A 20,920-nucleotide genomic window follows, 5' to 3' on the forward strand; every position below is an offset into this window, starting at 1 on the left:
CGCTCGGCTTATGGATTTAGAAACTTTGAAAACTTCCGAATTAGATGCTTGTTAAACTGGCATTTTGATTGTTAGTTTAGCATAACAAGTACTAAAGAACCTTATTTACTTTGTATTCGGCAGTGTAATCTACTTTATAAATAGAACTGCGCCCTTTCACATCTACATCTTGATTTAGCTTTACTTGAATTTGCGAGCCAGCTAATGTTAAATAGCGATTTACTTGTTGCGTATCGTTAACTTTAACTATTTTATCTTTAACTGTAGTTGTATAAGTATATGGTTCTTTTACTACGTAGCGTATTTGTGGCGCTGTTTGTTCTAGTTTATCGCCAGCAACGGTTTCTGCGACTTGTGCAACTCTGGCTTGTTCCCAATGATGGTAGCGATTGCTTAATGTGGAACAGAGAAAAAATCCGGGAATTAACAATATGATAATTAAAGCTAAATGCTGTAGTCCCTTGAGAATTTGTGCGTAATTAATCGCCCATTCATTGAAGAAAACTGTTTGTGCTGTGGGATGTCGGCGTAAGGAGAAACTGATAAGCGCGATCGCTATTCCTAAGGCTATGACTAAAAATACAATTAGGAGCGAACCTTTAAGGGCTTGCGTACCAAATTGTATCAGCTCTTGCGGATGCGTTAAATCGGGTAATCCGGGGATACCTTGAGCAGAAGGATTCATTGATAGTATTTGGATACTTTATATCACCAGACAGATGTATTCTGGTAAAAGTTTCTGCTAAATGTGACGATTTATATAGATCCGGACTTACGGAACAATATTAATTAATGAACCGCCAAGACGCCAAGAACGCCAAGAAGATAATTTCTTATACAATAAGGTAGAGAGAGAAAGAGAGAGAAAACAGGAAACTCTAAATTGTAGAGTGCATTATATATAGCTAATGATTATTCTCTCAAACTCTCCAATCCCTTCATACCTGTAACACCTTACTTAGTATTTCCTTTGCGTTCTTTGCGTCTACCCTACGGGAACGGCTTCACCGAACGCGGTTCGTTTATTCAAATTATCTGCATCTCAGCAGAGAATTTATATAAAAAATTCCATTAAAAATAGAGGTAATTTTCAAATATTGGAGAATTACCTCTATTTTTGTAAGTGGAAATAACTGTATTTGCTTGTTGTGTATTCGCCCTAGTCGCCATCTTTGATTGACATACCGATGATTGTAAAAAGTGTTCTCTTTCACATAACGCACCTTCAGATTTCTGCGGAAATCAGCCAATAATTGTAAGTCCTACCTTTTCTCAAGCACTGAAGTGCTAATTACAGAATTACTAATTAGACAATCAAGCTTTAGATACTGGCTTTAAAAATAGCCAAGCTACAAAAAATGTCGCAGCTGTAAATAGTTGCGTTAAATCTAAAGCTGATAAATAACCATCCGCAAAGGATGCAATACTGCGATCGGTAATCCCAAATACCCAAGATGAAAGGCCAAATAGCCAAATTCCATTCTTAAAGTATCCTAGAGCATCTTTAGAGTCTGATGATTTTTGCTCTTCCATGTTCTTCTACTCCCTTGGTGAAGAATTTGTGTTTCACCCTGAACGGTGAATCTCTATTTATATTAATAAATATTTCAGGGTATTGACTAAACTGTCAAAAGACACATATCCAATCTTTGACATTCCTCCTTATGGCCTTTTTATGGCAAAAATTGGGCAAATGCTTGAGTGGTCAGGCTTGTCAAGTCATGAATGGTGTAAAATTATTACAATATCTATACAATAACTATATAAAAATTTAAATTTCTTGATAAAACATGCCTCAACAGATAGATGTGTAACGGAAAAAATTAACGATGCAGCAAGTACACAAAATATAGATAGCTGTTGCGTACTGTCTTCATCTCTCAAATTCCAGAGTTCTGTCTTTAGATACTGAGCGCCTGAAGACAGAACTTAGTTAAATCAAAGAAGCGCCAAGATTTGAGCAATGATATCAATGACTGCAATCCAGTACCAAAATTTACCGCATTTTCCCCAAGCACAAGGTTTTGTACCAGAGTTAGGGCTGGTTTGCATTACCTTTGATAAACAAGTGCGGTTTCGGACGATGACGCGCACGCGCTATTTAAAACTGACAAGGGAAGAACAAGAAAGTGCGCTGAGAGAACTGTATCAAAATAATTTGCAGCGCTTGCATGATGCATTATCTTTTTGCGAGAAAAACAAGATTCGCTTGTATCGCATGTCTTCGGCGTTGTTTCCTCTCAGCGATATGGAAGATGAAATTGGCGCGCAGATTTTAGAAGAAATGAGCGCTGATTTAGGCAAAATTGGCGATCGCGCGCAGTCTTTAAATATTCGCATGGTGCTGCATCCCGATCAATTTGTCGTCCTGAGTTCTGATTCACCGCAAGTGTTACAAACTAGTATCAAAATTTTAGAACGACACGCCCGCACGTTAGATTTATTAAACTTACCGCGATCGCCTTTTTCGTTGATGAATATTCATGGCGGTAAATCGCAACGTATCCCACAACTGGTAAAGGTAATCTCGCAATTACCAGAAGCAATTAAAAGCCGCTTAACTTTTGAGAATGACGAATACGCCTACAGCGCTAGCGAAATTTTAACAGTCTGTCAGCAAGCTGGCGTACCAATGGTTTTTGATGCGCACCATCATGTTTGTCATGAAAATCTCGATAGTTACGACGATCCTAGCGTGGCTGAGATGTTTTACGCTGCTAGAGAAACCTGGGAAAATCCAGATTGGCAATTAGTCCATATTTCTAACGGTGAAACAGCTTTTAGAGATAGAAAGCACAGCGATATGATAATTGCTATGCCTAATGTTTATTATCAAGCACCTTGGATCGAAGTTGAAGCCAAACACAAAGAAGTAGCGATCGCTAATTTGCGCTCATGGTGGTTAATAGAGAATAATCTCAAATGAGTAGTTTGTTCACAGGACAGTTTCACCGGGAATTGTCCTGGTCTTGGCGCGAAGTAATAATTATAAAATATGGCGATCGCAATCGATTTTGGTACTAGCAACACAGTCATTGCTCGTTGGAACCCAGTCACCCAGCAGCCAGAAACCTTGAGTCTTCCTGGTTTATCAATACAACAAAGTCTCAATCCGCCCTTAATTCCCAGCTTGGTGTATGTGGAAGACGCCAGCCAAGGTAAAGTATTAGTAGGGCAACAAGTACGCGATCGCGGTTTTGATTTAAAAGGCGAATCGCGTTTTTTCCGCAGTTTTAAACGTGGTATTGGTGCAGATATTCAAGGTTTCTTACCGGAATTAGACGGAGAAAGCGTTACTTTTGAGAAAGTCGGTAACTGGTTTCTCAATCAAGTAATTGCAGAATTAGCACCTTTACAAGGCGGTTTAGATTCTCTCGTCTTAACCGTACCAGTAGATAGTTTTGAAACCTACCGTCACTGGTTAGGACAAGTTTGTCAAGCCCTTCCCGTCGAACAAGTGCGGATGATCGATGAACCGACAGCCGCAGCTTTAGGTTATGGTTTAGCAGATAAAGAAATTCTCTTAGTCATTGACTTTGGCGGTGGTACTTTAGATTTATCTTTGGTACGGTTGGATCGCAGCGCCCAAGCCAATACTAAACCTGTAGGATTTTTACTGAAGTGGGGTAATAAATCCTTAGCGGAAGACTCCAAGCAAAAAGTCAAAACCGCCCGTGTACTTGCAAAAGCCGGACAAAATTTAGGCGGAACGGATATTGATACTTGGATTGTCGATTATTTCGCCAAAACGCAAGATTTAGCCGTAAGTCCTTTAACTACCAGACTAGCAGAACGAGTCAAAATTCAACTGTCAACCCAAACCCAAGCCAGTGAAGTCTATTTTGACGATGAAAGTTTTGAAAGTTACGAACTCGAACTTAACCGCGAGATTTTAGAAACTATTCTTAGAGAACACGCATTTTTTGACAGACTTGATGAATTGATGACGAGTCTGTTACAGCAAGCGAGAAGACAGGGAATTGAACTAGCTGATATTAACGCCGTGTTGTTAGTTGGCGGTACAGTGCAGTTACCTGCTGTGCAGACATGGGTAAAACAATATTTTGACGCCGAGAAAATTCGCTGCGAACGTCCCTTTGAAGCGATCGCGCAAGGTGCTCTGCAAATTACCCAGGGAATCGAAATTAAAGACTTTCTCTATCATAGCTATGGCGTGCGCTACTGGGATAGACGTAATCAACGCCACAGTTGGCATCCAATTATTAAAGCCGGACAAGCTTATCCCATGAGCCAACCAGTAGAATTAGTACTAGGCGCATCCTTAGAAAATCAGCCCAGCATCGAGTTAATCATGGGCGAATTAGGTGCAGAAACAGGCGGTACAGAAGTTTATTTCGATGGCGATCGCTTAATTACCAGGCGTCTCGATACTGGCGCGACAACCGTCAAACCCCTAAATGATAAAGAAGGTGCGCGAAGCATCGCCCAATTATCACCCCCAGGATTCCCCGGAAGCGATCGCATTAAAATTCAATTTCAAGTTGACGAACAACGCTTTCTGCGGATTACCGTTGAAGACTTATTAACCAACGACACTGTATTAGAAAATCAACTCGTCGCTCAATTGAGTTAACTGCAATTCCAATGCATCGGGTTGCATTGTTAATGCATCGGCTTACATTGTTAATGCATCGGGTTGCATTGTTAATGCATCGACTGGCCTTGTTAATGCATCGGGTTGCATTGTTAATGCATCGGGTTGCATTGTTAATGCATCGGGTTGCATTGTTAATGCATCGACTGGCCTTGTTAATGCATCGACTGGCCTTGTTAATGCATCGACTGAAAACAAAAATGCAACAAATACACCCCGTAGGGGCGGGGTTTCCCCCATACGTGTCAACTTAAGCTAAAAGCTATATACGGCGAGTGTTGTACAAAAACCCTCGCCCTCATCCCCTAACCCCTTCTCCCCCAGGAGAAGGGGAACTAAATCTCTTGCTCCCCTCTCCTTCAGGGAGAGGGGCTGGGGGTGAGGGCAAAACCTTGCAACCAAGAGGGTTTCACGTTAAGTTGACACCAATGGGTTTCCCCGCCCATTCGCCGCTATTTCCTTATTGCTAATCCGCAACCAGATGATGTGAAAATTTGGAAATTGATCAACCCTAGAAGCGATTGGGTACATCTACTCCACATACATCTGGTTGATTTACAACTATGCTATCGCCACGGCTTATCCCCGCATCTATATTACAAAGGGGTGGAAAAGATGTCTTCTTAGTTATCGCTTGGAGATGCTTCAAGTTGGGTTTGGGGTAATTCAAGCGATCGCGCCAAATCAGGTGAAACTGTATTTACAGTATTCTCAGCCAACCAGGAATTACTTTCCAACCAAGGCGTCGCCAAAGTCGCTTCTGCAATCAGCAGCACTGACGCAATCATCAAGATAAGCGTAAAAAACACAGTTTTCCACATACAAAGTTTGCCATTTTGATCGGTGAGGTTTTATCTTTACTCTAAACCAACTGCTAATTAAATCAATAACTAGAAATAAAACATCACAACTTTGGTATCCTAGATGACGCTGATTTTAGCTTGCGCAAACAAGACAATAGTTATTGATTATTTCTGCTTATCTCTTCATTCCGATTTCATTTATAACGATGAAAATGTGAAGTGTTGATTAAGCGATCGCCATTTTCAAGATTGATAGAAATCTTTACACTAATTTCATCTTGCTAATTTCTCAATCTTGCCTGTCACCCTAAAGAAATACAGTTAATTTATAAAATAAATTTATATATAACTATAGTTATACATAAATTAAGCATTCTAGATAATCTAAGTCTCATGCTATGGTTTTCAGTTCTTGAGGATGAACTATCAACCACAACTTTAGTCGCTAAATTCAGCCGCCAGTCAGATGAAAATAAATTCAATAATTTCTAAGCTGATGTATAGATATTTGTAGCCAGTTTTTTACAATTTATGCCTTTACATAAACTTGAAGATTTTGAACCTAACTACCGAGAAATTTTTGGTGGTGAAGACGTTAAAGCTTTAGAACTCTATACAGAAGGTGGCGTGAGAGTAGGCTCCGTTGCTGATGCCTTAGTTGATGATAATGGACGTTTCCGTTATCTAGTAATCGACACCAGCTTTGATAGCGGTAATAAAAAAATATTACTACCTATCGGTCTAGCCCATATTCATTATTCAGAAAACAAAGTCTATGTTGATGGATTGAGTAAAGAGCAAGTAGTACGTTTACCTGAATATCGCGAAAGCATGGTTGTGAATGAAGATTACGAAGCCAACGTTCGCAATGTTTATCGTTCGTCTTATAATCAAGTAGCTAACAATCAGGAAACAACTAATTACCATGCACCTGAGTTATTTGAATTGAACGCTCAGGATCAACAAACCTTCAAACTATACGAAGAACGATTAATTGCTGGTAAAAATCGTGTTAAAGCCGGAGAAGTTTCCGTTGGTAAGCACATAGAAACAGAAACAGCACAAGTTTCTGTACCGTTACAAAAAGAGCGTGTTGTCATTGAAAGAGTCAATCCCACCTCAGAAAGCGTAGTAGATATCCAAAATGTAGACTTCCAAGAAGGAGAAGTAGCACGCATAGAACTTTACGAAGAAACTCCCGAAATTCATAAAGAAACTTTTGTCCGCGAAGAAGTTCGAGTCACAAAAGTAGTAGATAGCAACACAGTAGAAGCACAAGAAACAATCCGCCGCGAAGAGTTAGATATTGACGCTTCCGGAAATCTCGATGTGAACGAAACAAACAAGCCTAATGATCGAGTTATTTAATTAGCTCAATCTCAAATCATTTCACATCATCAAATAGGCTCTCTTGCCTATTTGTATCTACTTAAAATCGTCATGATGATAGTGCAGGTAAAGTTAATAATTATGTTTGCCTGCACTATTAAATAAAATATTTAAGTATTTAAATAAACTTAACTAACTCCTTACCTAACAATAATTAAAAAATTAAGGTGCGTTAACCTACGGTATAACACACCCTACTAAATCATCAGGTCACAATAATTAAAATTTAACCTTGCATGATATCAAACACCAAAATATATATCTGAAGATTCTATGTAATTCAGCCAAGGGAAAGAGGAATAAAAAAATACATTAGATTAGGTTAGTTAATAGCGAATGAAAGTCAAAACTTGAGGGACAAATATAATGGCACTTTACAAATTAAATGATTTTGATCCTAACTACCGCGATACCTTTCAAGGAGATGATATTAAAGGCCTTGGCGTGTATGCAGAAGGTAGAGATGAGAAAATTGGTACTGTCAGCGATGTTTTAGTAGATGATGAAGGTCATTTTCGTTATCTAGTTGTTGACTTAGGCTTTTGGATTTTTGGTAAAAAAGTATTGCTACCTATTGGACGCGCTCGCATTGATTATAACGTTGACCGCGTTTATGCAATTGGTATGACCAGAGAGCAAGCTGAAGCTTTACCAGAATTCAACGAACGCTCAGGAATTGATTATGATTATGAAGAACGGGTACGTGGAGTATATCGCCGTCCCTTAGATGCAACAAGTTCTGTAAATGCAACATCTGCTGTAGACTCAACATCTGCGGTTGATACATCAAGACCTTTAGATGCTTCTGCGCCTTTAAATACAGGTTATCAACCTAATTACAACCGCGATACATACAATTACTCTCATGAACCCGCTTTGTACAACATCAATGAGAGTGATAACCAAACTTTGAAATTGTACGAAGAAAGGCTAATTGCTAGTAAGAAACGTCAGAAAACTGGTGAAGTAGCAATTGGTAAACATGTAGAAACTGAAACCGCAAGGGTAGAAGTCCCTTTAGAAAGAGAGCGCGTAGTTATTGAGCGTGTCACCCCAACCGACGCAGGTCAACGTGTTACTTCTGGCGAAGCTAATTTCCGCGAAGGTGAAGTAGCTCGCGTGGAAATTTATGAAGAAACTCCTGAGATTCGCAAAGAAGCAGTTGTCCGCGAAGAAGTGAAAGTTACAAAAGTTGTGGAGCATGAAACCTCGGAAGCTCAAGCAACCGTTCGCCGTGAAGAATTGGATGTAGATACTACTGGTGGTCTACCAATTGAAGAACGTTAATCAATATATATTGGTGGTTGACTGTTGTACGGGCGGGTTCACAGATATCCTCATGGATCAACAATAATCTAAATGAACCCGCCCCTACTGTTAACTGTTGACAGTAAAAACGTTGAATATGAGGGTGGCTTAAGAGCTATCCAAAGCCCGATATGGTGGGCATTGCCCATCATAAATATACTTTTATTTATATAACTGATAACAACTCAATTTGTTAATTAATCTATCCAATTTTAGTTAACTAAATTTGCCCTATGAATAGCCAAACTCTGGCAATAAAACCTGAACTAGTAAAACCAGTAAGTCTGAATCAACGGATTAGTAATTTGCTGGAGCATCTGAGCAGTAAGGTGAGAAACTTTGCGGTACTAGATAAACAAGGACAATTGCTAGGCGAAGTTAAAGAGTTAACTTTAGATGCGGAAAATCGGCTAATTTTAATTTTAAAGCAATGGTCAAATCAACAAGATATCCAAGCCCATGACCAGCAATTAACCGATAATTATCAGCTTTTAAAATTGCGCAGCAAACAAATTCAGAAAATTGACAGTCCTACTCAATCGATTTTCGTAGATTTAGAAAAGGCAGAAGTTGAAAATCTCCCAGAAAATTTATCAGCGAATAAACAAGGCGGGCAGATCATGTCAGATGGCGCAAATGGACAAGTAGCTAATAATCAAACTCTAAATAATAATTTAGAAGGAAATTTAGTAACCACCAGTAGCTCAGAAATTCAGGAAGAAGAAATTATTAACTTACTAGAAGAAAGATTAGTTGTTAATAGTAGTAAACGTAAAATAGGCGATGTTATCGTTCGCAAAGAAATTGAAACGCGGATGGTACAAGTTCCTGTCAGACGCGAAAAATTGATTGTTGAACAAGTCAGCCCAGAACATAAACAGCTAGCAGAAATTGATTTAGGAGAAGAGAAAATAGCTGGAATTGAGTTAGCAGAAGCACAAATATCGGAAGGAACAAGTTTAGATACAAGTTTCAACAGTGGTTTAACTGTCAGCGGCTTGTTTAGTTCTGCGAAAATTGCTAGTTTACTCTTAAATGCGATCGCCTTAGAGAAGCAGCCTGGTTGTCAGCAGGTAAAAGTGTCAATTTTGGTTGACAATGAGGAATATCGCCAGAAATACCAAGAGTGGTTCGATCGCTGTTCTCAAAATCCAGCAACAAAAGCGTAGTCAAAGTTAAAAATCAGTTTTTCTCCAGTCAGCTAGTACTAGGGTGAGCATTGCTCGCCCTAATTTTTTGGTGTATATTTTTGCTGAGTTGCGATCGCCAAAAATAAAACTAAAAATGTCAGCGTTCCGGCTAAATATAAAGGATAACCATAGGTAGTAGGATTTGATTGGTTAACCAGCATTGCTGCAATTACAGGCCCCACACCATTGGCGATGCTTAAATAAGAAGCATTCAATCCTAAAGCAGTTCCCTGTTCTTGAGGTTGAGCATTTAGGGAAATGAGGGAATTTATCATTGGCTGAACCAGAGAATTGAACAGTGAAAAGAGGATGCTGACGGCTACAAAATAAATAATATTAGCCCAAACTGGCATTAAAATAAACGACAAACTGCGGATAAATAAACCTAAAAATAATATTTTGACTAAATTAAATTTGCGACTGAGAATTGAGACGCCCCAGGTTTGCATAATTACACCCAGCACGCCAAACCCGAAAAACATCAGTGTTAAATTTTGGCTATTTTGTCCTAATACATTCAAAAAATATGGTTGAAAGGCGTAAGTAAAAATAGTAAACGTAGTCCCAATAAAAAAGTTAATAATCAATAAAATACCTATTTTGGGAATAAATAGACCTTTCATTAAATTGCCTAAACCAATATCAAAAATATTTGGAGATTTTTTAGCCTTGTTTTTAATAGTTTCTGGTAATAAGAAAATAGTGATTATCAGAGCCACAAATGCAACTGAAGCAGAAACAATAAATGCAGCACCTAAAGAAATCTGCTGTGCTAACAAACTTGTGGCTGGCCCTAAGACAAAACCCAGTCCTAAAGCTGCGCCATAAATTCCAAAACCTTTAGCACGATTTTCAGGAGTAGTGATATCGGAAATAATTGCTTGGGCTACAGAAGCATTTCCGCCAGTAATACCATCGAGAAATCGACCCAGGAAAAGCATTACTGCTGTGGTTGCTGTGCCAGCGATTAAGTTAGCGATGACAGTTCCGGCTAAACTGATAATCAATAACGGCTTTCTGCCAAAGCGATCGGAGAGTTTACCAATTACTGGAGTAGCAAAAAACTGTGATATGGAATAAATCGAAAATAATAAACTAGTTTGAAAATCGTTGAGTTCAAATTGTTTGCCATAGAGATAGATAATAGGAATTAAAATCGTAAAACTAAGGGAATTAATAAAGGCGATTAAAGCAGTAAGCCAAAAATGTCGATTCATAAACGATAGATTAGCACTTGGTTGTTTCTTAGTTAATTCTTGTGGTCACTCCCAATGAAATTTCGATTGCAGAAGCTTTTTCGCAAGCAAGATCCCCATCGGCAACAGCGAGTATACATCAAAATTCGGGACGGACAATTTAATATTGTCGGTTTAGGTGCTTGGTATTCTTACTGGCGCGATCCTTATCATCTTTTGTTGACAATTCCTTGGACTGGCTTTTTGCTGCTAATTGCTGTGGCATATCTGGCGATTAATGCCATATTTGCTTTAGCTTATTTAGCAGGTGGAGACTGTATTGAGAATGCTCGACCTGGTTCTTTTTCAGATGTCTTCTTTTTCAGCGTGCAAACTCTGGCCTCTATTGGCTACGGGGCGATGTATCCAAAAACAACTTATGCCCATATTATCGTCACGATTGAAGCGATCGCAGGTTTGATGGGTATTGCTGTGATGACGGGATTGGCCTTTGCTCGATTCTCTCGTCCGACTGCGCGCGTAGTTTTTAGCCGTGTCGCTGTGATTACTCCCCATGATGGCGAGCCTACCTTCATGTTCCGTACAGCTAATCAACGGCGCAACCAGATTATCGAAGCGCAGATGCGAGCCTACCTGATGCGAGATGAAATGACAGCAGAAGGGCACAAAATCCGCCGAATTTACGATCTCAAACTACGGCGGAATCAATCACCTAGTTTTGCATTAAGTTGGTCAGCCATGCATACTATTGATGAGTTTAGTCCTTTGTATGGAATGACACCAGAATTCTTAGTTAAAACCCATACCTCAATTGTGATTTCCCTCAGCGGTATTGATGAAACCGTGGCACAGGTTGTTCATGCACGTCATACTTACAGTGCTAGTCAAATTCTGTGGAATTACGAGTTTGCCAATATTATGCACGATACAGAGGATGGACATCGCTATATTGATTATCGCGCCTTCCACGATGTCTTTGCGCTGGATGAATGAGATTGAAATTTTAATCAGCAGTCTCAGTAGGTAATGGTTGTAATGGTTTCACCACAACTCGACCATTTTCAACCACAGTACAATTTTTGACTATAGTTTTGCTGTGGTTATCAGGAACTTGCTGACAATTTTGGCGATGAGAGATGTTTTGCTCCTGTTGTTGATTGAGGGTGACTACACAACTAGGGCATGGTGTAGAAGACATATGAATTAATTTGATCGCTAGATTAATTATCGCGCGACTGATGACTAAATATAGTGATTTGCAAATTGCGATCGCTGTTGTGTTTTTTTTCTTCAGCTAACGGAACAGCAGATTCGCACTTTAGCGATCGCGCAACTAGAAGATTTAGCCGAGGCGTTGTTAGATTTCACTAGCCAAGCTGATTTAGTCAATTACCTGACAAATATCTCCCCAGCTTAAGCAGTCAATAAATCGTAGGGGCGGGTTAAGCCAGATACTCACGGATGATGGAAGCATATCTGTAAACCCGCCCCTACAGCTTGTGAGAAATGCGGGGTAATGCGGTGATGCTAAATATTCGCTTGTTGGCGTTGATAAAGTGACCAGTACAATCCCATTTGCTGCAACAATTGCGGATGTGTACCGCGTTCGGCAATTACACCTTGTTCCATCACCAAAATTAAATCCGCACGTTTGAGGGGGGCGAATCGATGGGCGATGAGAAACACGGTGCGGTTGGCGGAAATTTTTTGCAGGTTTTGCAGTACTTGCTGTTCAGTTTCGCTATCTAAGGCGCTGGTGGCTTCATCCAAAATTAAAATCGGTGCGGTGGAAAGGAACAACCGCGCTAGGGCTATGCGTTGTCTCTGTCCCCCTGATAAAGCTGTACCCCTTTCTCCTACATTGCTTTCGTAACCGTAGGGTAATTGACTGATGAAATCATGGGCTACGGCTAACCTAGCTGCTTCTACTACTTGTTCGGCGGTAATATCGGGGTTGCCGAGGGTGATATTTTCTAAGATGGAACCGTTGAATAAAAAGTCTTCTTGCAAAACTACACCAATTTGTTGCCGTAGTGAAGCTAAATCGGCACTTTTGATATCAAAACCATCAATTAAAATGCGTCCTGATTCAATTGGATAAAGGCGTTGCAATAATTTAGAAAGGGTACTTTTACCAGAACCGCTACGCCCAACAATCCCAACAAATTGTCCTGGCTCAACATTAAAAGAAATGCCCCTTAATACTGGTTCTGTAGTTGCTTGGTAACGGAAAAATACTTGCTCAAATGTAATTTGTCCGTTGAGGGTTGGTAATACTAATCCGGTTCCTGGTTCAGCTTCGGGCGCGACATTAAGAATATCACCGATTCTATCTACAGATAGGAGAACTTGTTGCAAATTCTGCCACAGCTGTACTAAACGCAATAGAGGCCCGGTGACTCTTCCTGATAACATTTGAAAAGCGATCAATTGACCAATTGTGAGTTTTTGGTCAATGACTAATTTCGCACCAAACCAAAGAATTAATAAGGTAGAAAGATTGGTGAGAAAGTCACCTAAATTGCTGCTGATGTTGGAGGTAGTTGAGGCTTTAAAACTGGTGCGAATGAAGCGCGCAAATAAACCTTCCCAGCGATCGCGGGCTACTGGTTCGGCTGCGTGGGCTTTAACTGAGTGTATCCCGGTAACTGTCTCTACTAAAAAGGATTGACTGTCAGCGCTGCGGTTAAAGGTTTCATTCAGCCAACCCCGCAATATTGGTGTCGCGACGATGGTTAATGTAGCAAATAATGGCAATACTGCTAAAGCTACAAAGGTGAGGGGGATATTGTAATAAAACATCAATGCTAAATACACCACAGCAAAGATGCTATCCAATATCACCGTTAAGGCTGTACCTGTAAGAAATTGGCGGATTTGTTCGAGTTCTTGGACTCTGGCTACTGTGTCCCCGACACGCCGCGATTCAAAATAGGCTAAGGGTAAGCGCATTAAGTGGCGAAATAACTGCGCTGATAAACTTAAATCTAAGCGTCTGGCTGTATGGGTGAAGATAAATAGCCGTAGAATGCCGAGTACAGCTTCAAATATCGCTACCAATAAAAGTGCGATCGCCATGACATCGAGAGTCGGTAAACTCTCCTGAACCATGACTTTATCAATCACAACTTGGGTAATTAGCGGTGTCGTTAACCCCAAAAGCTGCAATGTGAAAGACGCAAGCAAGACTTCGCCTAATAATTTCCGGTATTTCCAAACTGCGGGAGTAAACCAACTCAGGTTGAATGTTTCCTGCTTAGAGATGAGTTCAACTTGCCACATTTTCCCATCCCAAGCGGCTTCCACGACAGATTGGGGAAGACTTTCACAAGTGCGATCGCTATTTAAAGGATTAGCGATAATTAAGCGATCGCCTTTCATCCCATAGGCTACCACCCAAGTAGGGCTTTCTTGCCCGCCAGCATACCACTGCATTAAAGCCGGAAATGTCAAAGAGCGCAAATCACGCCAATCAATTTGCAACCGCTGCAACAATAAGCCTAACTTTTCTCCTCCTTCCACAACATTTTTCGGGCGTTGTCCCCGGAGTTGGCGTTGTACCCATTCCAGCTTTACAGCATTATCCAAATGCTGCGCCACCATCGTTAAACAAGCTGCGGCTGTATTCCCACTAGCCACAAATGGATAGTTATAACTAGGGGCTAGGGGCTGGGGGCTAGGGACTTGGGGGCTAGGGTCTAGGGAATTATTTATTTCTTCCTGTTCTCCTTGTTCCTCCTTCGGATTAGCAGTCGCCTGCGGAGGGAAACCCTCCCGCAGCGCTGTCTCACCTTGTCCTTGAAAAAAGCCCGCCATTTCTGGCGTTAAAACTTCCGTCCAAAGTGTAGTTTCCCAACAAACTACAATGACTTCTTTACTAGCAGCAACAGCTTTGCATTCTACAGATAATTTTTGTAAGTCACCAAACCAGTCTCCTGGTTGTAAAGCTGCTAATGGCTTGCCAATTTCTTCTTCGCGCAAGCGAACTTTACCAGTGACAATAAAAAACTGGTGACCTCCAATGGTGTTTGACCAAATTTTTTCTCCCAGGCGATACCGACGAATTTCTGATTGATTTTGTAATCGGGATTGTTGTTCAGAAGTTAGCCAGGATAGCGGCGGTTGATTCCACGGTACAGAAGCTAGCACGTTTATTTTTAGATATTGATTATCCAGAATTTTTATTTCACTTGTAATTTGACTGTCAGCTTTTGAATTTTTTCTGCTAGCCATTTTTCAAACAACTCATTTTGTAGTGTTTGCTTTAGTTGAGTATCTTCTAAAGAAGCTGGCAAAAATTGTTCTACTCGAAACAAACCATAACGTCCCTCAATTTCTATTGGGCCAATCAATTCTCCGGGATTTGCTGCGTCAATAGCCGCTCTGACTATATCTGGTAATGTGCCGCGACTAATCGGCCCCATCATGCCATTAACAATGCGATCGTCTGTTAAGGAATATTCTTTAGCTAGTTGTTCAAAACTACCTCCTTCTTCAATTTGCGTATGTAGTTCCTCGCTCATTTCGCGATTATCCACAAATATTCTCGAAATTACTACCCTATCTAAATATATTTTGCGGTCAATGAAATATTCTGGTATTTTCGGTTCGGTAATTAACGCTCTCAATTTTTCCAGTTTAAAATTAAAAGCAATTGATGCGTGAAATGTTTGGTAATCTGTGCCATTTTTCTTTAACCATTCTTGAAAAATTTGCGGATCTATAAGTTGATTTTTCAGTCGAAAATCAATAATTGCTTGTTCTGTTAAAGCCGGACTGATATCAATATCATCTCTGGTGTTGATTTCTTCATCAATTATGTACTGACGAATAATCTCACCAATAAACTGAGTCAATTTGCCCGATGCTTGGAGATATTTTACTGCTTGTTCTAGAGAAATTGGTTGATCGTTAACAGTTAAAAATGATAAAGATTCCATAAATTTATTACGAATAAAAATAATAAATAGTTTATACAATTCCAACTGTAATAATATAGAGATTAGCTTGGATTGTTAGTTACATTGAATACCAAAATCTCTATAGAAATAAATTAGTAAATTATTTTGAATAATTACTAATATTTTATTGGGATTGGGAAAACACCAAAATCAGTCTTTAGCTAGAGAAAAATAATGACGTTATTTGTATCTCTAGAAATTAACTAGATGGATCAGAATTATTTGACATTTACTTACAAATGGCAAAATATCTGTAACCATAAAAAATGGCTAAAGACTGACGATAAATAACACCCTTTAAATTGATTTAAATTGTGCGCCCTAATTAATCAAGCAATAAATAAGCCCCAGATGTAGGCAATTAACATAGCTGCGATCGCACCGATGAATGTATTGAGCACATTCACTAATTCATTAGTGAGCCAGGTGTATTGAGATTGCAGGGTAGCACCAATGACACTTTCTAAGCTAGTGGCAATCAAAGCCGCGATCGCACACCAAACTACCCCTAACAAGTTGATTAAACCAACTCCCCAACCGAGAATTGCGATCGCAATTGAAGCCACCACCCCAGCTAAAGTCCCCTCTAAACTGACAGCGCCTTCTGTTCCGCGAGGTACTGGCTGCATTGTGGTAATCAAAAAAGTTCGTTTACCGTAAGCCTTACCCACCTCACTAGCACAAGTGTCAGAAAGTTTGGTACTAAAACTCGCCACATAGCCCAAGACCAGTAGAGACTGGAGACTAGCGACTACAGACTGAGGAACAGCAGCCAATAATCCAGCATTTAAAGCGCCAATTCCCAAAGCACAAAGCGCCGCGACCAACGCCGAACCCCAGACATTTTCCGGGCCTCTTGCACCAGAACGCTTTTCCGCAATTCCTTCAGCTTCTTTTTGCGCTATACCTATCCGCGTCACACCAGAACCCACTAAAAAATAGAATCCGACTACCAGATACCCTTCCCAACCCAATGTTCCCCAAATAATCACACCCAAAACCCAAGCATGGAAGATTCCCGCAGGAGTGAGCAGCTTTTTAGGAGCAATCCAAACTAAACCCAAAAGAATTGCGTTTAATCCGACTCCTACCAACCAAGGATTTGCAGAATCAAAGAAAGAGAGCATCAGTAATACATCTCATTTAGTGTGGACTGATGATCAACAGAATAGCGAAATTCGCACTTTACTGCTTAATCCTTTCCACCCCATAATCCAACAATTACAGATATTCTCTTGTCTTTCCGGATAAAGTTCATATTGGGCATGGGGCATTGGGCATGGGGCATTGGGCAATTATCTTCCTTATTCTCCTTCCCTAGCCTCTTACATACTTCGAGCAATAAGGATTGATCCCTTCTGCCTCCTGCCTCCTGCCCTCTGCCTTTCTTGATAAATTATAGATAGCAATAATCAGTACTAGTGTTCTAGGCGAAAACTATGAGCGCAATATTATTTCATCTTGCTTTCCCAGTCAGCAATATTGCTCAAACCAAAGCATATTATGTAGATGGTTTGGGCTGTATTCCCGGACGAGAAAACCCCCATGCTTTAATACTTAATTTATACGGTCATCAGTTAGTAGCTCATACCACTAAGGAACCTTTGACACCCCAACGCGGTATTTATCCCAGACATTTTGGGCTAGTGTTTACTGCCGAACAAGATTGGCAAGAGTTATTAGAAAGGGCACAACAGCGCCAACTACCTTTTCGGGAAGAACCGAAAAACCGCTTTGTGGGTATGCCTTTAGAGCATCGCACTTTCTTTTTAGAAGATCCGTTTTATAACATAATGGAATTTAAATATTACCGTCACCGAGAGGCGATTTTTGGCGGTGCTGAATATTCGCAAATTGGGGATAGGACTTAATCGGCTGGCTTAATGTCTCTGCTACTACTTCCAAACACCGGGAATCTGACAGCATCCAAGGGTGTAAAGCCACTGGCAATATTACCTCGTTACCTACGGGTAATTGGGAACTCTTAGCGGGGACAATCATCAAATCATAAGGAGTCCAGATTGATGTAAAGTTTATCTCCTGCAACATCGCCACATCAGAATTTAAATCTTGCAGAAAAGCACTTTTAGGACGCATTTGCACGCAACCAGGCCGCATTGAACCATAAGCAATCACAGTACCTTGATGAGGTGAAGAAATGGTGATAAACCTCTGTACACGCTTAATTCCTTCCAACCTCTGGATATAGTAACGACTGACAATTCCGCCCATACTGAAACCAACTACATCCAGTGGTTGTTCTGGGGAAAATTCTCTGTCTACATAATCCCTGACTTGCTTTGCTAACTCATCCAAACCTTTAGCACCGTTATTCGGCACTAAATCTAAGGCATAGACAGACCAACCTCGTTGTTTTAAATACTTGCCCATGCGATAGAAAACTGCTCCCGTGTCATCAATGCCATGTACCAATAACACAGGATTGCGTTGCTGATTTTGATTGTTCACTACCATATTTTTGCTTAATGCCTCCTGTACAAAATTTAACCGAGCCTGATTCGGCTGAAAAAGGATTTATGACAGTCCTTTGACTGGTTAAAAGACAACAACTGTACTTAATGAAAAATCGCGATCGCGCAAATAAATAATTGTTAATTTTTGTTAAGCCAACTATCAGAATCTTGCTCTCAGTTACCGTAAAATTTAATAATTAATTTTTAGTGTATGCATTGTATTCAGGTTATGAGCGATATCACAAATCAGGTGAAAACGCTTGCGCTGTATTATTACTACAATGTTGATTAAGTAAAAACCTTATATAGGTTGTCATCGCTCGCTCAGATGACGCAAAGTAAAAAAATGTAAAATAATGTCGTAATTTTTAATAATTACGGTAGAAATTCCCAATTATAAAGGCAGGAGCAATTGTAATGGATTTTATCAAAAAGTTGATTTCGGGCATTGTCAGTTTCCTGACTGGACTCTTACCAGGAAAAAATAAGAAAAGCAACGGCTACTACTTAGAATTGGATGAAGCTAAAGAAACAGTAAAGAAAGCAGCAGCAACAGTAGTAGATAATACTAAGCAAGTAGCAGAAAAAGTTACAGCAACAGCACCAGCACCAGCGAAAGCAGAATCATTAAACGGTACAAAAGCTGCTGCTAAGAAAAAATCAACTAAGGAAGCAAAACCTGCTGATGTACAACTAGTTCAGACTGCGCAAGGTTTGAAAGTTGAACCTGGTAAAAATGAAAAAGCCGCTGCAGCTAAAGTAGTTAAAGAAGAACCAAAAGTAACCACCTTTGCGCCTAAGTATGTTGCTGCGACAACTGGTAGCACTAACGGTCGTCGCCGTCCTGGAGCTAATATGAGTTCTTACTTGGATCTCGCTCGTCAAGTTAAAACTCCTGGTTAATGTCAATTGTCAGTTGTCAGTTGTCAGTTGTCAGTTGTTGTTGATGAGATTTTTCTCCAGATATTTTTGTGCGATCGCTAATTATCCCGGTCTCGATTGGGGGTAACGTGAGAAAATACGAGTCCACTATATAAATGAAATGCTGGGTCCCAGTTAGTCTTATCCCTACGGAACAGGTGAATGTGAGACTGGATATTACCCAGCATTTCTGTTTGGTCTAAGATAGTTTCTGCAAAAGGTGTAAAATCTGACCAAACCTTGATTTGTGGTAGTTGTTGGTCAAGCCATTCTAGTAATGAATTCCAATTAATTCTTAGAGTATTTTGGCTAACTTGAGGTGTAATTTCTAAGCCCTTTTGAAATTCATAGCTTTTATCTGCAATTCGCAAAATGCAACCCCTACCAGGTAGATGTAAATCACAAAATTGTGCATAGTCTTGGGTTTTAGTTTTGCGTTCTAGTTTGCGTTTGGCATCAACATCTACAACTTGCTCAAAAATAGGTAATAGTCCGAGTACTCGTGCTTTGACTTCTGACCATTTAAAAGTTAAAGAACCGATTTGATTTGCACTGTTACGGCAAAGAACAGTAGTATTAGCAGCAGACTCCACAAAATTATTCACTTGAAATACACGAATTTGACCAATTGTTGCGATTGTAGACCAAAAGCAGGGAATACCAGCTTGTTGTAATTGCATTCCGTAAAACTTCAATTCTCCTATTTGTCCAGTGCGATATAACTTCCAGCCACGACTAGGTAAAGTTAGCCTTGCAGTGTAATTGTCAAGTTGGAATATCTGAGCAAATTTAGGTGCTAATTGGGCTTTTAATTCATTAGTTAGAGGTTCTAAGACAAGTACACCTAATTCTGTATTACTAGGTTCTGTTGTCGCCTCAATAATCGCTCTTTGTCTGGCTTCTTGCTCGATTTCTTGCAATCGCTGCAAACCCTGACGCGCTTGCGTCAAAATTTTGGTAATTGTTGTACTTCGCAGCAATTGTCGGTAAACTTTTTCTGCATGATCGTATTTTTTTGATACTTCATGCAGCCTTGCCAGATAAAATTGCACCCAAGGATTATCTGGTGATTCTTCTAACAGAATTTTGAGTAACTTAGCAGCAGTGTGATAGTCTTTACGCTCAAAGGCTGCGGCAACTTGCTCAATCATCACTTTATTTATAGACAAACTAAAAGGATGTCTCGCGCCTTTGCGCCTACTCTTCGAGATCGCGAAGCGCGATAGCGTCTATGCGTGAGATATACATCCTTTATACTTCACAAGCTGCGGAAACTAGTGATAAAGCTACTACTGGTGCTGTGACAGCTCGCAAAATCCGCCGTCCCAGAGATACTGCTTGAAATCCAGATGCGATCGCATTATCAACTTCTTGCTGCGTCCATCCACCTTCTGGGCCTGTAGCGATAATGATTTCTTTGTCATTTGTTAGACCTTCGACTTTGCTCATTAGGTGTGGAAAATTACCACGCGCTTCACAGATATATTTGTGGCTACTTGTCAATTTTAAACTACTACTAAAAGCCACAGGTTCTAAAATTGTCGGCACAAACGCCCGCTCTGACTGTTCCGCAGCTTCCGCCGCAATTCGCTGCCAGCGTTCGAGTTTTTGCGGACTAGGTTGCAATAAAGTGCGATCGCTCAAAACCGGGACAATATTTGTAACTCCCAACTCCGTACAACACCGGACTACTTCATCAAACCCGTTACCTTTAGGTAAAGCTATCAGTAGGGTAACAGCTACAGGTAACTCAGTTTCCACTATCAAAGGTTCTAAAACCTGTCCTTGTTCCCCTGCTAGCTGGGTTAACCACCATTTACCCTTACCATCCATTGCAATAAAGCGATCGCCTTCACGCAAGCGCAATACCCGTGTTAGATAGTGTTGTTGCTCTTTGGTGAGTGCAATTTGTCCTTGTTGGAGTTGAGAGGGTGCGATCGCTATTCGTTGCAGTTGAGACATAATAATTCATAATTTTTATTGTTTACGAATCCCCGTAGGGGCGGGGAAACCCCGCCCTTGTGAGGGTTTCAATGTTAAGTTTTAGATTGCAGTTTGGTATG

At 40.3% G+C, this 20,920-nt stretch carries 20 protein-coding genes and 1 pseudogene; 9 read left to right on the forward strand and 12 right to left on the reverse strand.

The features are described 5' to 3' along the window. Nucleotides 1-106: 106 nt before the first annotated feature. Both H6G41_RS22445 and H6G41_RS22450 read right to left on the reverse strand, forming a co-directional pair. Nucleotides 107-685 (reverse strand): annotated as a pseudogene (locus H6G41_RS22445) (hypothetical protein); the annotation flags it as partial. A gap of 629 nt (nucleotides 686-1,314) precedes the next feature. After that, the gene (locus H6G41_RS22450; RefSeq protein ID WP_190748775.1) at nucleotides 1,315-1,533 is read right to left on the reverse strand and encodes a hypothetical protein; all 219 of its coding nucleotides are present in this window, start codon (nucleotides 1,531-1,533) and stop codon (nucleotides 1,315-1,317) included. A gap of 439 nt (nucleotides 1,534-1,972) precedes the next feature. On the opposite strand from H6G41_RS22450, the gene uvsE reads away from it, so the two are divergent. Then, on the forward strand, nucleotides 1,973-2,926 hold the full coding sequence (uvsE, locus tag H6G41_RS22455) for a UV DNA damage repair endonuclease UvsE (RefSeq protein WP_190748777.1): 954 nt from the start codon (nucleotides 1,973-1,975) through the stop codon (nucleotides 2,924-2,926). A gap of 69 nt (nucleotides 2,927-2,995) precedes the next feature. Further along, a complete protein-coding gene (locus H6G41_RS22460) occupies nucleotides 2,996-4,594 on the forward strand; it encodes an Hsp70 family protein (RefSeq protein ID WP_190748778.1) in 1,599 nt (532 codons plus the stop codon). Nucleotides 4,595-4,636: 42 nt separating this feature from the next. Here H6G41_RS22460 and H6G41_RS22465 read toward each other — a convergent pair whose 3' ends face one another. Beyond that, nucleotides 4,637-4,855: a hypothetical protein gene (locus tag H6G41_RS22465; protein WP_190748908.1), complete on the reverse strand. Its 219-nt coding sequence runs from the start codon at nucleotides 4,853-4,855 to the stop codon at nucleotides 4,637-4,639. A 383-nt stretch (nucleotides 4,856-5,238) separates the two neighbouring features. Then, entirely contained in the window at nucleotides 5,239-5,436 is a 198-nt protein-coding gene (locus tag H6G41_RS22470; protein WP_190748780.1) for a hypothetical protein, read from the reverse strand. A 513-nt stretch (nucleotides 5,437-5,949) separates the two neighbouring features. Here H6G41_RS22470 and H6G41_RS22475 point away from each other — a divergent pair. The 3 genes from H6G41_RS22475 to H6G41_RS22485 all read left to right on the forward strand — a co-directional run bounded on the left by H6G41_RS22475 (nucleotide 5,950) and on the right by H6G41_RS22485 (nucleotide 9,284). Further along, the gene (locus H6G41_RS22475) at nucleotides 5,950-6,786 is read left to right on the forward strand and encodes a DUF2382 domain-containing protein (RefSeq protein WP_190748782.1); all 837 of its coding nucleotides are present in this window, start codon (nucleotides 5,950-5,952) and stop codon (nucleotides 6,784-6,786) included. 387 nt (nucleotides 6,787-7,173) lie between these two features. After that, nucleotides 7,174-8,094 carry a DUF2382 domain-containing protein gene (locus tag H6G41_RS22480; RefSeq protein ID WP_190748784.1) on the forward strand — a complete coding sequence of 307 codons (921 nt, stop codon included), beginning with the start codon at nucleotides 7,174-7,176 and terminating at the stop codon, nucleotides 8,092-8,094. A gap of 254 nt (nucleotides 8,095-8,348) precedes the next feature. Then, the gene (locus H6G41_RS22485; RefSeq protein ID WP_190748786.1) at nucleotides 8,349-9,284 is read left to right on the forward strand and encodes a DUF2382 domain-containing protein; all 936 of its coding nucleotides are present in this window, start codon (nucleotides 8,349-8,351) and stop codon (nucleotides 9,282-9,284) included. 59 nt (nucleotides 9,285-9,343) lie between these two features. Here H6G41_RS22485 and H6G41_RS22490 read toward each other — a convergent pair whose 3' ends face one another. Next, nucleotides 9,344-10,522: an MFS transporter gene (locus H6G41_RS22490; protein ID WP_190748788.1), complete on the reverse strand. Its 1,179-nt coding sequence runs from the start codon at nucleotides 10,520-10,522 to the stop codon at nucleotides 9,344-9,346. Between the two features lie 54 nt (nucleotides 10,523-10,576). Here H6G41_RS22490 and H6G41_RS22495 point away from each other — a divergent pair, with 54 nt between their 5' ends. Further along, the gene (locus H6G41_RS22495; RefSeq protein ID WP_190748790.1) at nucleotides 10,577-11,494 is read left to right on the forward strand and encodes an ion channel; all 918 of its coding nucleotides are present in this window, start codon (nucleotides 10,577-10,579) and stop codon (nucleotides 11,492-11,494) included. Between the two features lie 10 nt (nucleotides 11,495-11,504). On the opposite strand, the gene H6G41_RS22500 is transcribed toward H6G41_RS22495, so the two are convergent. Next, nucleotides 11,505-11,699: a hypothetical protein gene (locus H6G41_RS22500; protein ID WP_190748792.1), complete on the reverse strand. Its 195-nt coding sequence runs from the start codon at nucleotides 11,697-11,699 to the stop codon at nucleotides 11,505-11,507. A 111-nt stretch (nucleotides 11,700-11,810) separates the two neighbouring features. On the opposite strand from H6G41_RS22500, the gene H6G41_RS35300 reads away from it, so the two are divergent. Then, the gene (locus tag H6G41_RS35300) at nucleotides 11,811-11,918 is read left to right on the forward strand and encodes a DUF4351 domain-containing protein (RefSeq protein ID WP_190748900.1); all 108 of its coding nucleotides are present in this window, start codon (nucleotides 11,811-11,813) and stop codon (nucleotides 11,916-11,918) included. Nucleotides 11,919-12,028: 110 nt separating this feature from the next. On the opposite strand, the gene H6G41_RS22510 is transcribed toward H6G41_RS35300, so the two are convergent. The 3 genes from H6G41_RS22510 to H6G41_RS22520 all read right to left on the reverse strand — a co-directional run bounded on the left by H6G41_RS22510 (nucleotide 12,029) and on the right by H6G41_RS22520 (nucleotide 16,589). Next, nucleotides 12,029-14,734 (reverse strand): type I secretion system permease/ATPase, encoded by a 2,706-nt coding sequence (locus tag H6G41_RS22510; protein WP_190748794.1) that lies wholly within the window; start codon nucleotides 14,732-14,734, stop codon nucleotides 12,029-12,031. Next, the gene (locus tag H6G41_RS22515; protein ID WP_190748796.1) at nucleotides 14,683-15,441 is read right to left on the reverse strand and encodes a peptidylprolyl isomerase; all 759 of its coding nucleotides are present in this window, start codon (nucleotides 15,439-15,441) and stop codon (nucleotides 14,683-14,685) included. Before H6G41_RS22515 ends, H6G41_RS22510 begins: the two co-directional genes overlap by 52 nt. Nucleotides 15,442-15,791: 350 nt before the next feature. Then, nucleotides 15,792-16,589 carry a TIGR00297 family protein gene (locus tag H6G41_RS22520; RefSeq protein ID WP_190748798.1) on the reverse strand — a complete coding sequence of 266 codons (798 nt, stop codon included), beginning with the start codon at nucleotides 16,587-16,589 and terminating at the stop codon, nucleotides 15,792-15,794. 312 nt (nucleotides 16,590-16,901) lie between these two features. Here H6G41_RS22520 and H6G41_RS22525 point away from each other — a divergent pair, with 312 nt between their 5' ends. After that, complete coding sequence (locus tag H6G41_RS22525) at nucleotides 16,902-17,333, forward strand: VOC family protein (RefSeq protein ID WP_190748800.1); 432 nt, start codon at nucleotides 16,902-16,904, stop codon at nucleotides 17,331-17,333. Here the strand turns inward: H6G41_RS22525 and H6G41_RS22530 are convergent. Next, on the reverse strand, nucleotides 17,263-17,931 hold the full coding sequence (locus H6G41_RS22530) for a triacylglycerol lipase (protein WP_190748902.1): 669 nt from the start codon (nucleotides 17,929-17,931) through the stop codon (nucleotides 17,263-17,265). The genes H6G41_RS22525 and H6G41_RS22530 overlap by 71 nt on opposite strands. Before the next feature lie 422 nt (nucleotides 17,932-18,353). Here H6G41_RS22530 and H6G41_RS22535 point away from each other — a divergent pair, with 422 nt between their 5' ends. Next, nucleotides 18,354-18,839 carry a hypothetical protein gene (locus H6G41_RS22535; RefSeq protein ID WP_190748801.1) on the forward strand — a complete coding sequence of 162 codons (486 nt, stop codon included), beginning with the start codon at nucleotides 18,354-18,356 and terminating at the stop codon, nucleotides 18,837-18,839. 77 nt (nucleotides 18,840-18,916) lie between these two features. Here H6G41_RS22535 and H6G41_RS22540 read toward each other — a convergent pair whose 3' ends face one another. Together H6G41_RS22540 and H6G41_RS22545 are read right to left on the reverse strand one after the other, a co-directional pair. Beyond that, nucleotides 18,917-20,008, reverse strand: a complete 1,092-nt coding sequence (locus H6G41_RS22540; protein ID WP_190748803.1) for a tol-pal system YbgF family protein — start codon at nucleotides 20,006-20,008, stop codon at nucleotides 18,917-18,919. 100 nt (nucleotides 20,009-20,108) lie between these two features. Next, a complete protein-coding gene (locus tag H6G41_RS22545; protein ID WP_190748805.1) occupies nucleotides 20,109-20,819 on the reverse strand; it encodes a 16S rRNA (uracil(1498)-N(3))-methyltransferase in 711 nt (236 codons plus the stop codon). Between the last annotated feature and the right edge of the window lie 101 nt (nucleotides 20,820-20,920).

Source organism: Tolypothrix sp. FACHB-123, assembly GCF_014697075.1.
GTDB lineage: Bacteria > Cyanobacteriota > Cyanobacteriia > Cyanobacteriales > Nostocaceae > Aulosira.

What these genes read in the sequence shown, in the direction of transcription:
- H6G41_RS22450 (WP_190748775.1), bottom strand. Translation starts at nt 1,533, where the DNA reads ATGGAAGAGCAAAAATCATCAGACTCTAAAGATGCTCTAGGATACTTT.
- uvsE (WP_190748777.1), top strand. Translation starts at nt 1,973, where the DNA reads ATGACTGCAATCCAGTACCAAAATTTACCGCATTTTCCCCAAGCACAA.
- H6G41_RS22460 (WP_190748778.1), top strand. Translation starts at nt 2,996, where the DNA reads ATGGCGATCGCAATCGATTTTGGTACTAGCAACACAGTCATTGCTCGT.
- H6G41_RS22465 (WP_190748908.1), bottom strand. Translation starts at nt 4,855, where the DNA reads ATGGGGGAAACCCCGCCCCTACGGGGTGTATTTGTTGCATTTTTGTTT.
- H6G41_RS22470 (WP_190748780.1), bottom strand. Translation starts at nt 5,436, where the DNA reads ATGTGGAAAACTGTGTTTTTTACGCTTATCTTGATGATTGCGTCAGTG.
- H6G41_RS22475 (WP_190748782.1), top strand. Translation starts at nt 5,950, where the DNA reads ATGCCTTTACATAAACTTGAAGATTTTGAACCTAACTACCGAGAAATT.
- H6G41_RS22480 (WP_190748784.1), top strand. Translation starts at nt 7,174, where the DNA reads ATGGCACTTTACAAATTAAATGATTTTGATCCTAACTACCGCGATACC.
- H6G41_RS22485 (WP_190748786.1), top strand. Translation starts at nt 8,349, where the DNA reads ATGAATAGCCAAACTCTGGCAATAAAACCTGAACTAGTAAAACCAGTA.
- H6G41_RS22490 (WP_190748788.1), bottom strand. Translation starts at nt 10,522, where the DNA reads ATGAATCGACATTTTTGGCTTACTGCTTTAATCGCCTTTATTAATTCC.
- H6G41_RS22495 (WP_190748790.1), top strand. Translation starts at nt 10,577, where the DNA reads ATGAAATTTCGATTGCAGAAGCTTTTTCGCAAGCAAGATCCCCATCGG.
- H6G41_RS22500 (WP_190748792.1), bottom strand. Translation starts at nt 11,699, where the DNA reads ATGTCTTCTACACCATGCCCTAGTTGTGTAGTCACCCTCAATCAACAA.
- H6G41_RS22510 (WP_190748794.1), bottom strand. Translation starts at nt 14,734, where the DNA reads ATGGCTAGCAGAAAAAATTCAAAAGCTGACAGTCAAATTACAAGTGAA.
- H6G41_RS22515 (WP_190748796.1), bottom strand. Translation starts at nt 15,441, where the DNA reads ATGGAATCTTTATCATTTTTAACTGTTAACGATCAACCAATTTCTCTA.
- H6G41_RS22520 (WP_190748798.1), bottom strand. Translation starts at nt 16,589, where the DNA reads ATGCTCTCTTTCTTTGATTCTGCAAATCCTTGGTTGGTAGGAGTCGGA.
- H6G41_RS22525 (WP_190748800.1), top strand. Translation starts at nt 16,902, where the DNA reads ATGAGCGCAATATTATTTCATCTTGCTTTCCCAGTCAGCAATATTGCT.
- H6G41_RS22535 (WP_190748801.1), top strand. Translation starts at nt 18,354, where the DNA reads ATGGATTTTATCAAAAAGTTGATTTCGGGCATTGTCAGTTTCCTGACT.
- H6G41_RS22540 (WP_190748803.1), bottom strand. Translation starts at nt 20,008, where the DNA reads ATGATTGAGCAAGTTGCCGCAGCCTTTGAGCGTAAAGACTATCACACT.
- H6G41_RS22545 (WP_190748805.1), bottom strand. Translation starts at nt 20,819, where the DNA reads ATGTCTCAACTGCAACGAATAGCGATCGCACCCTCTCAACTCCAACAA.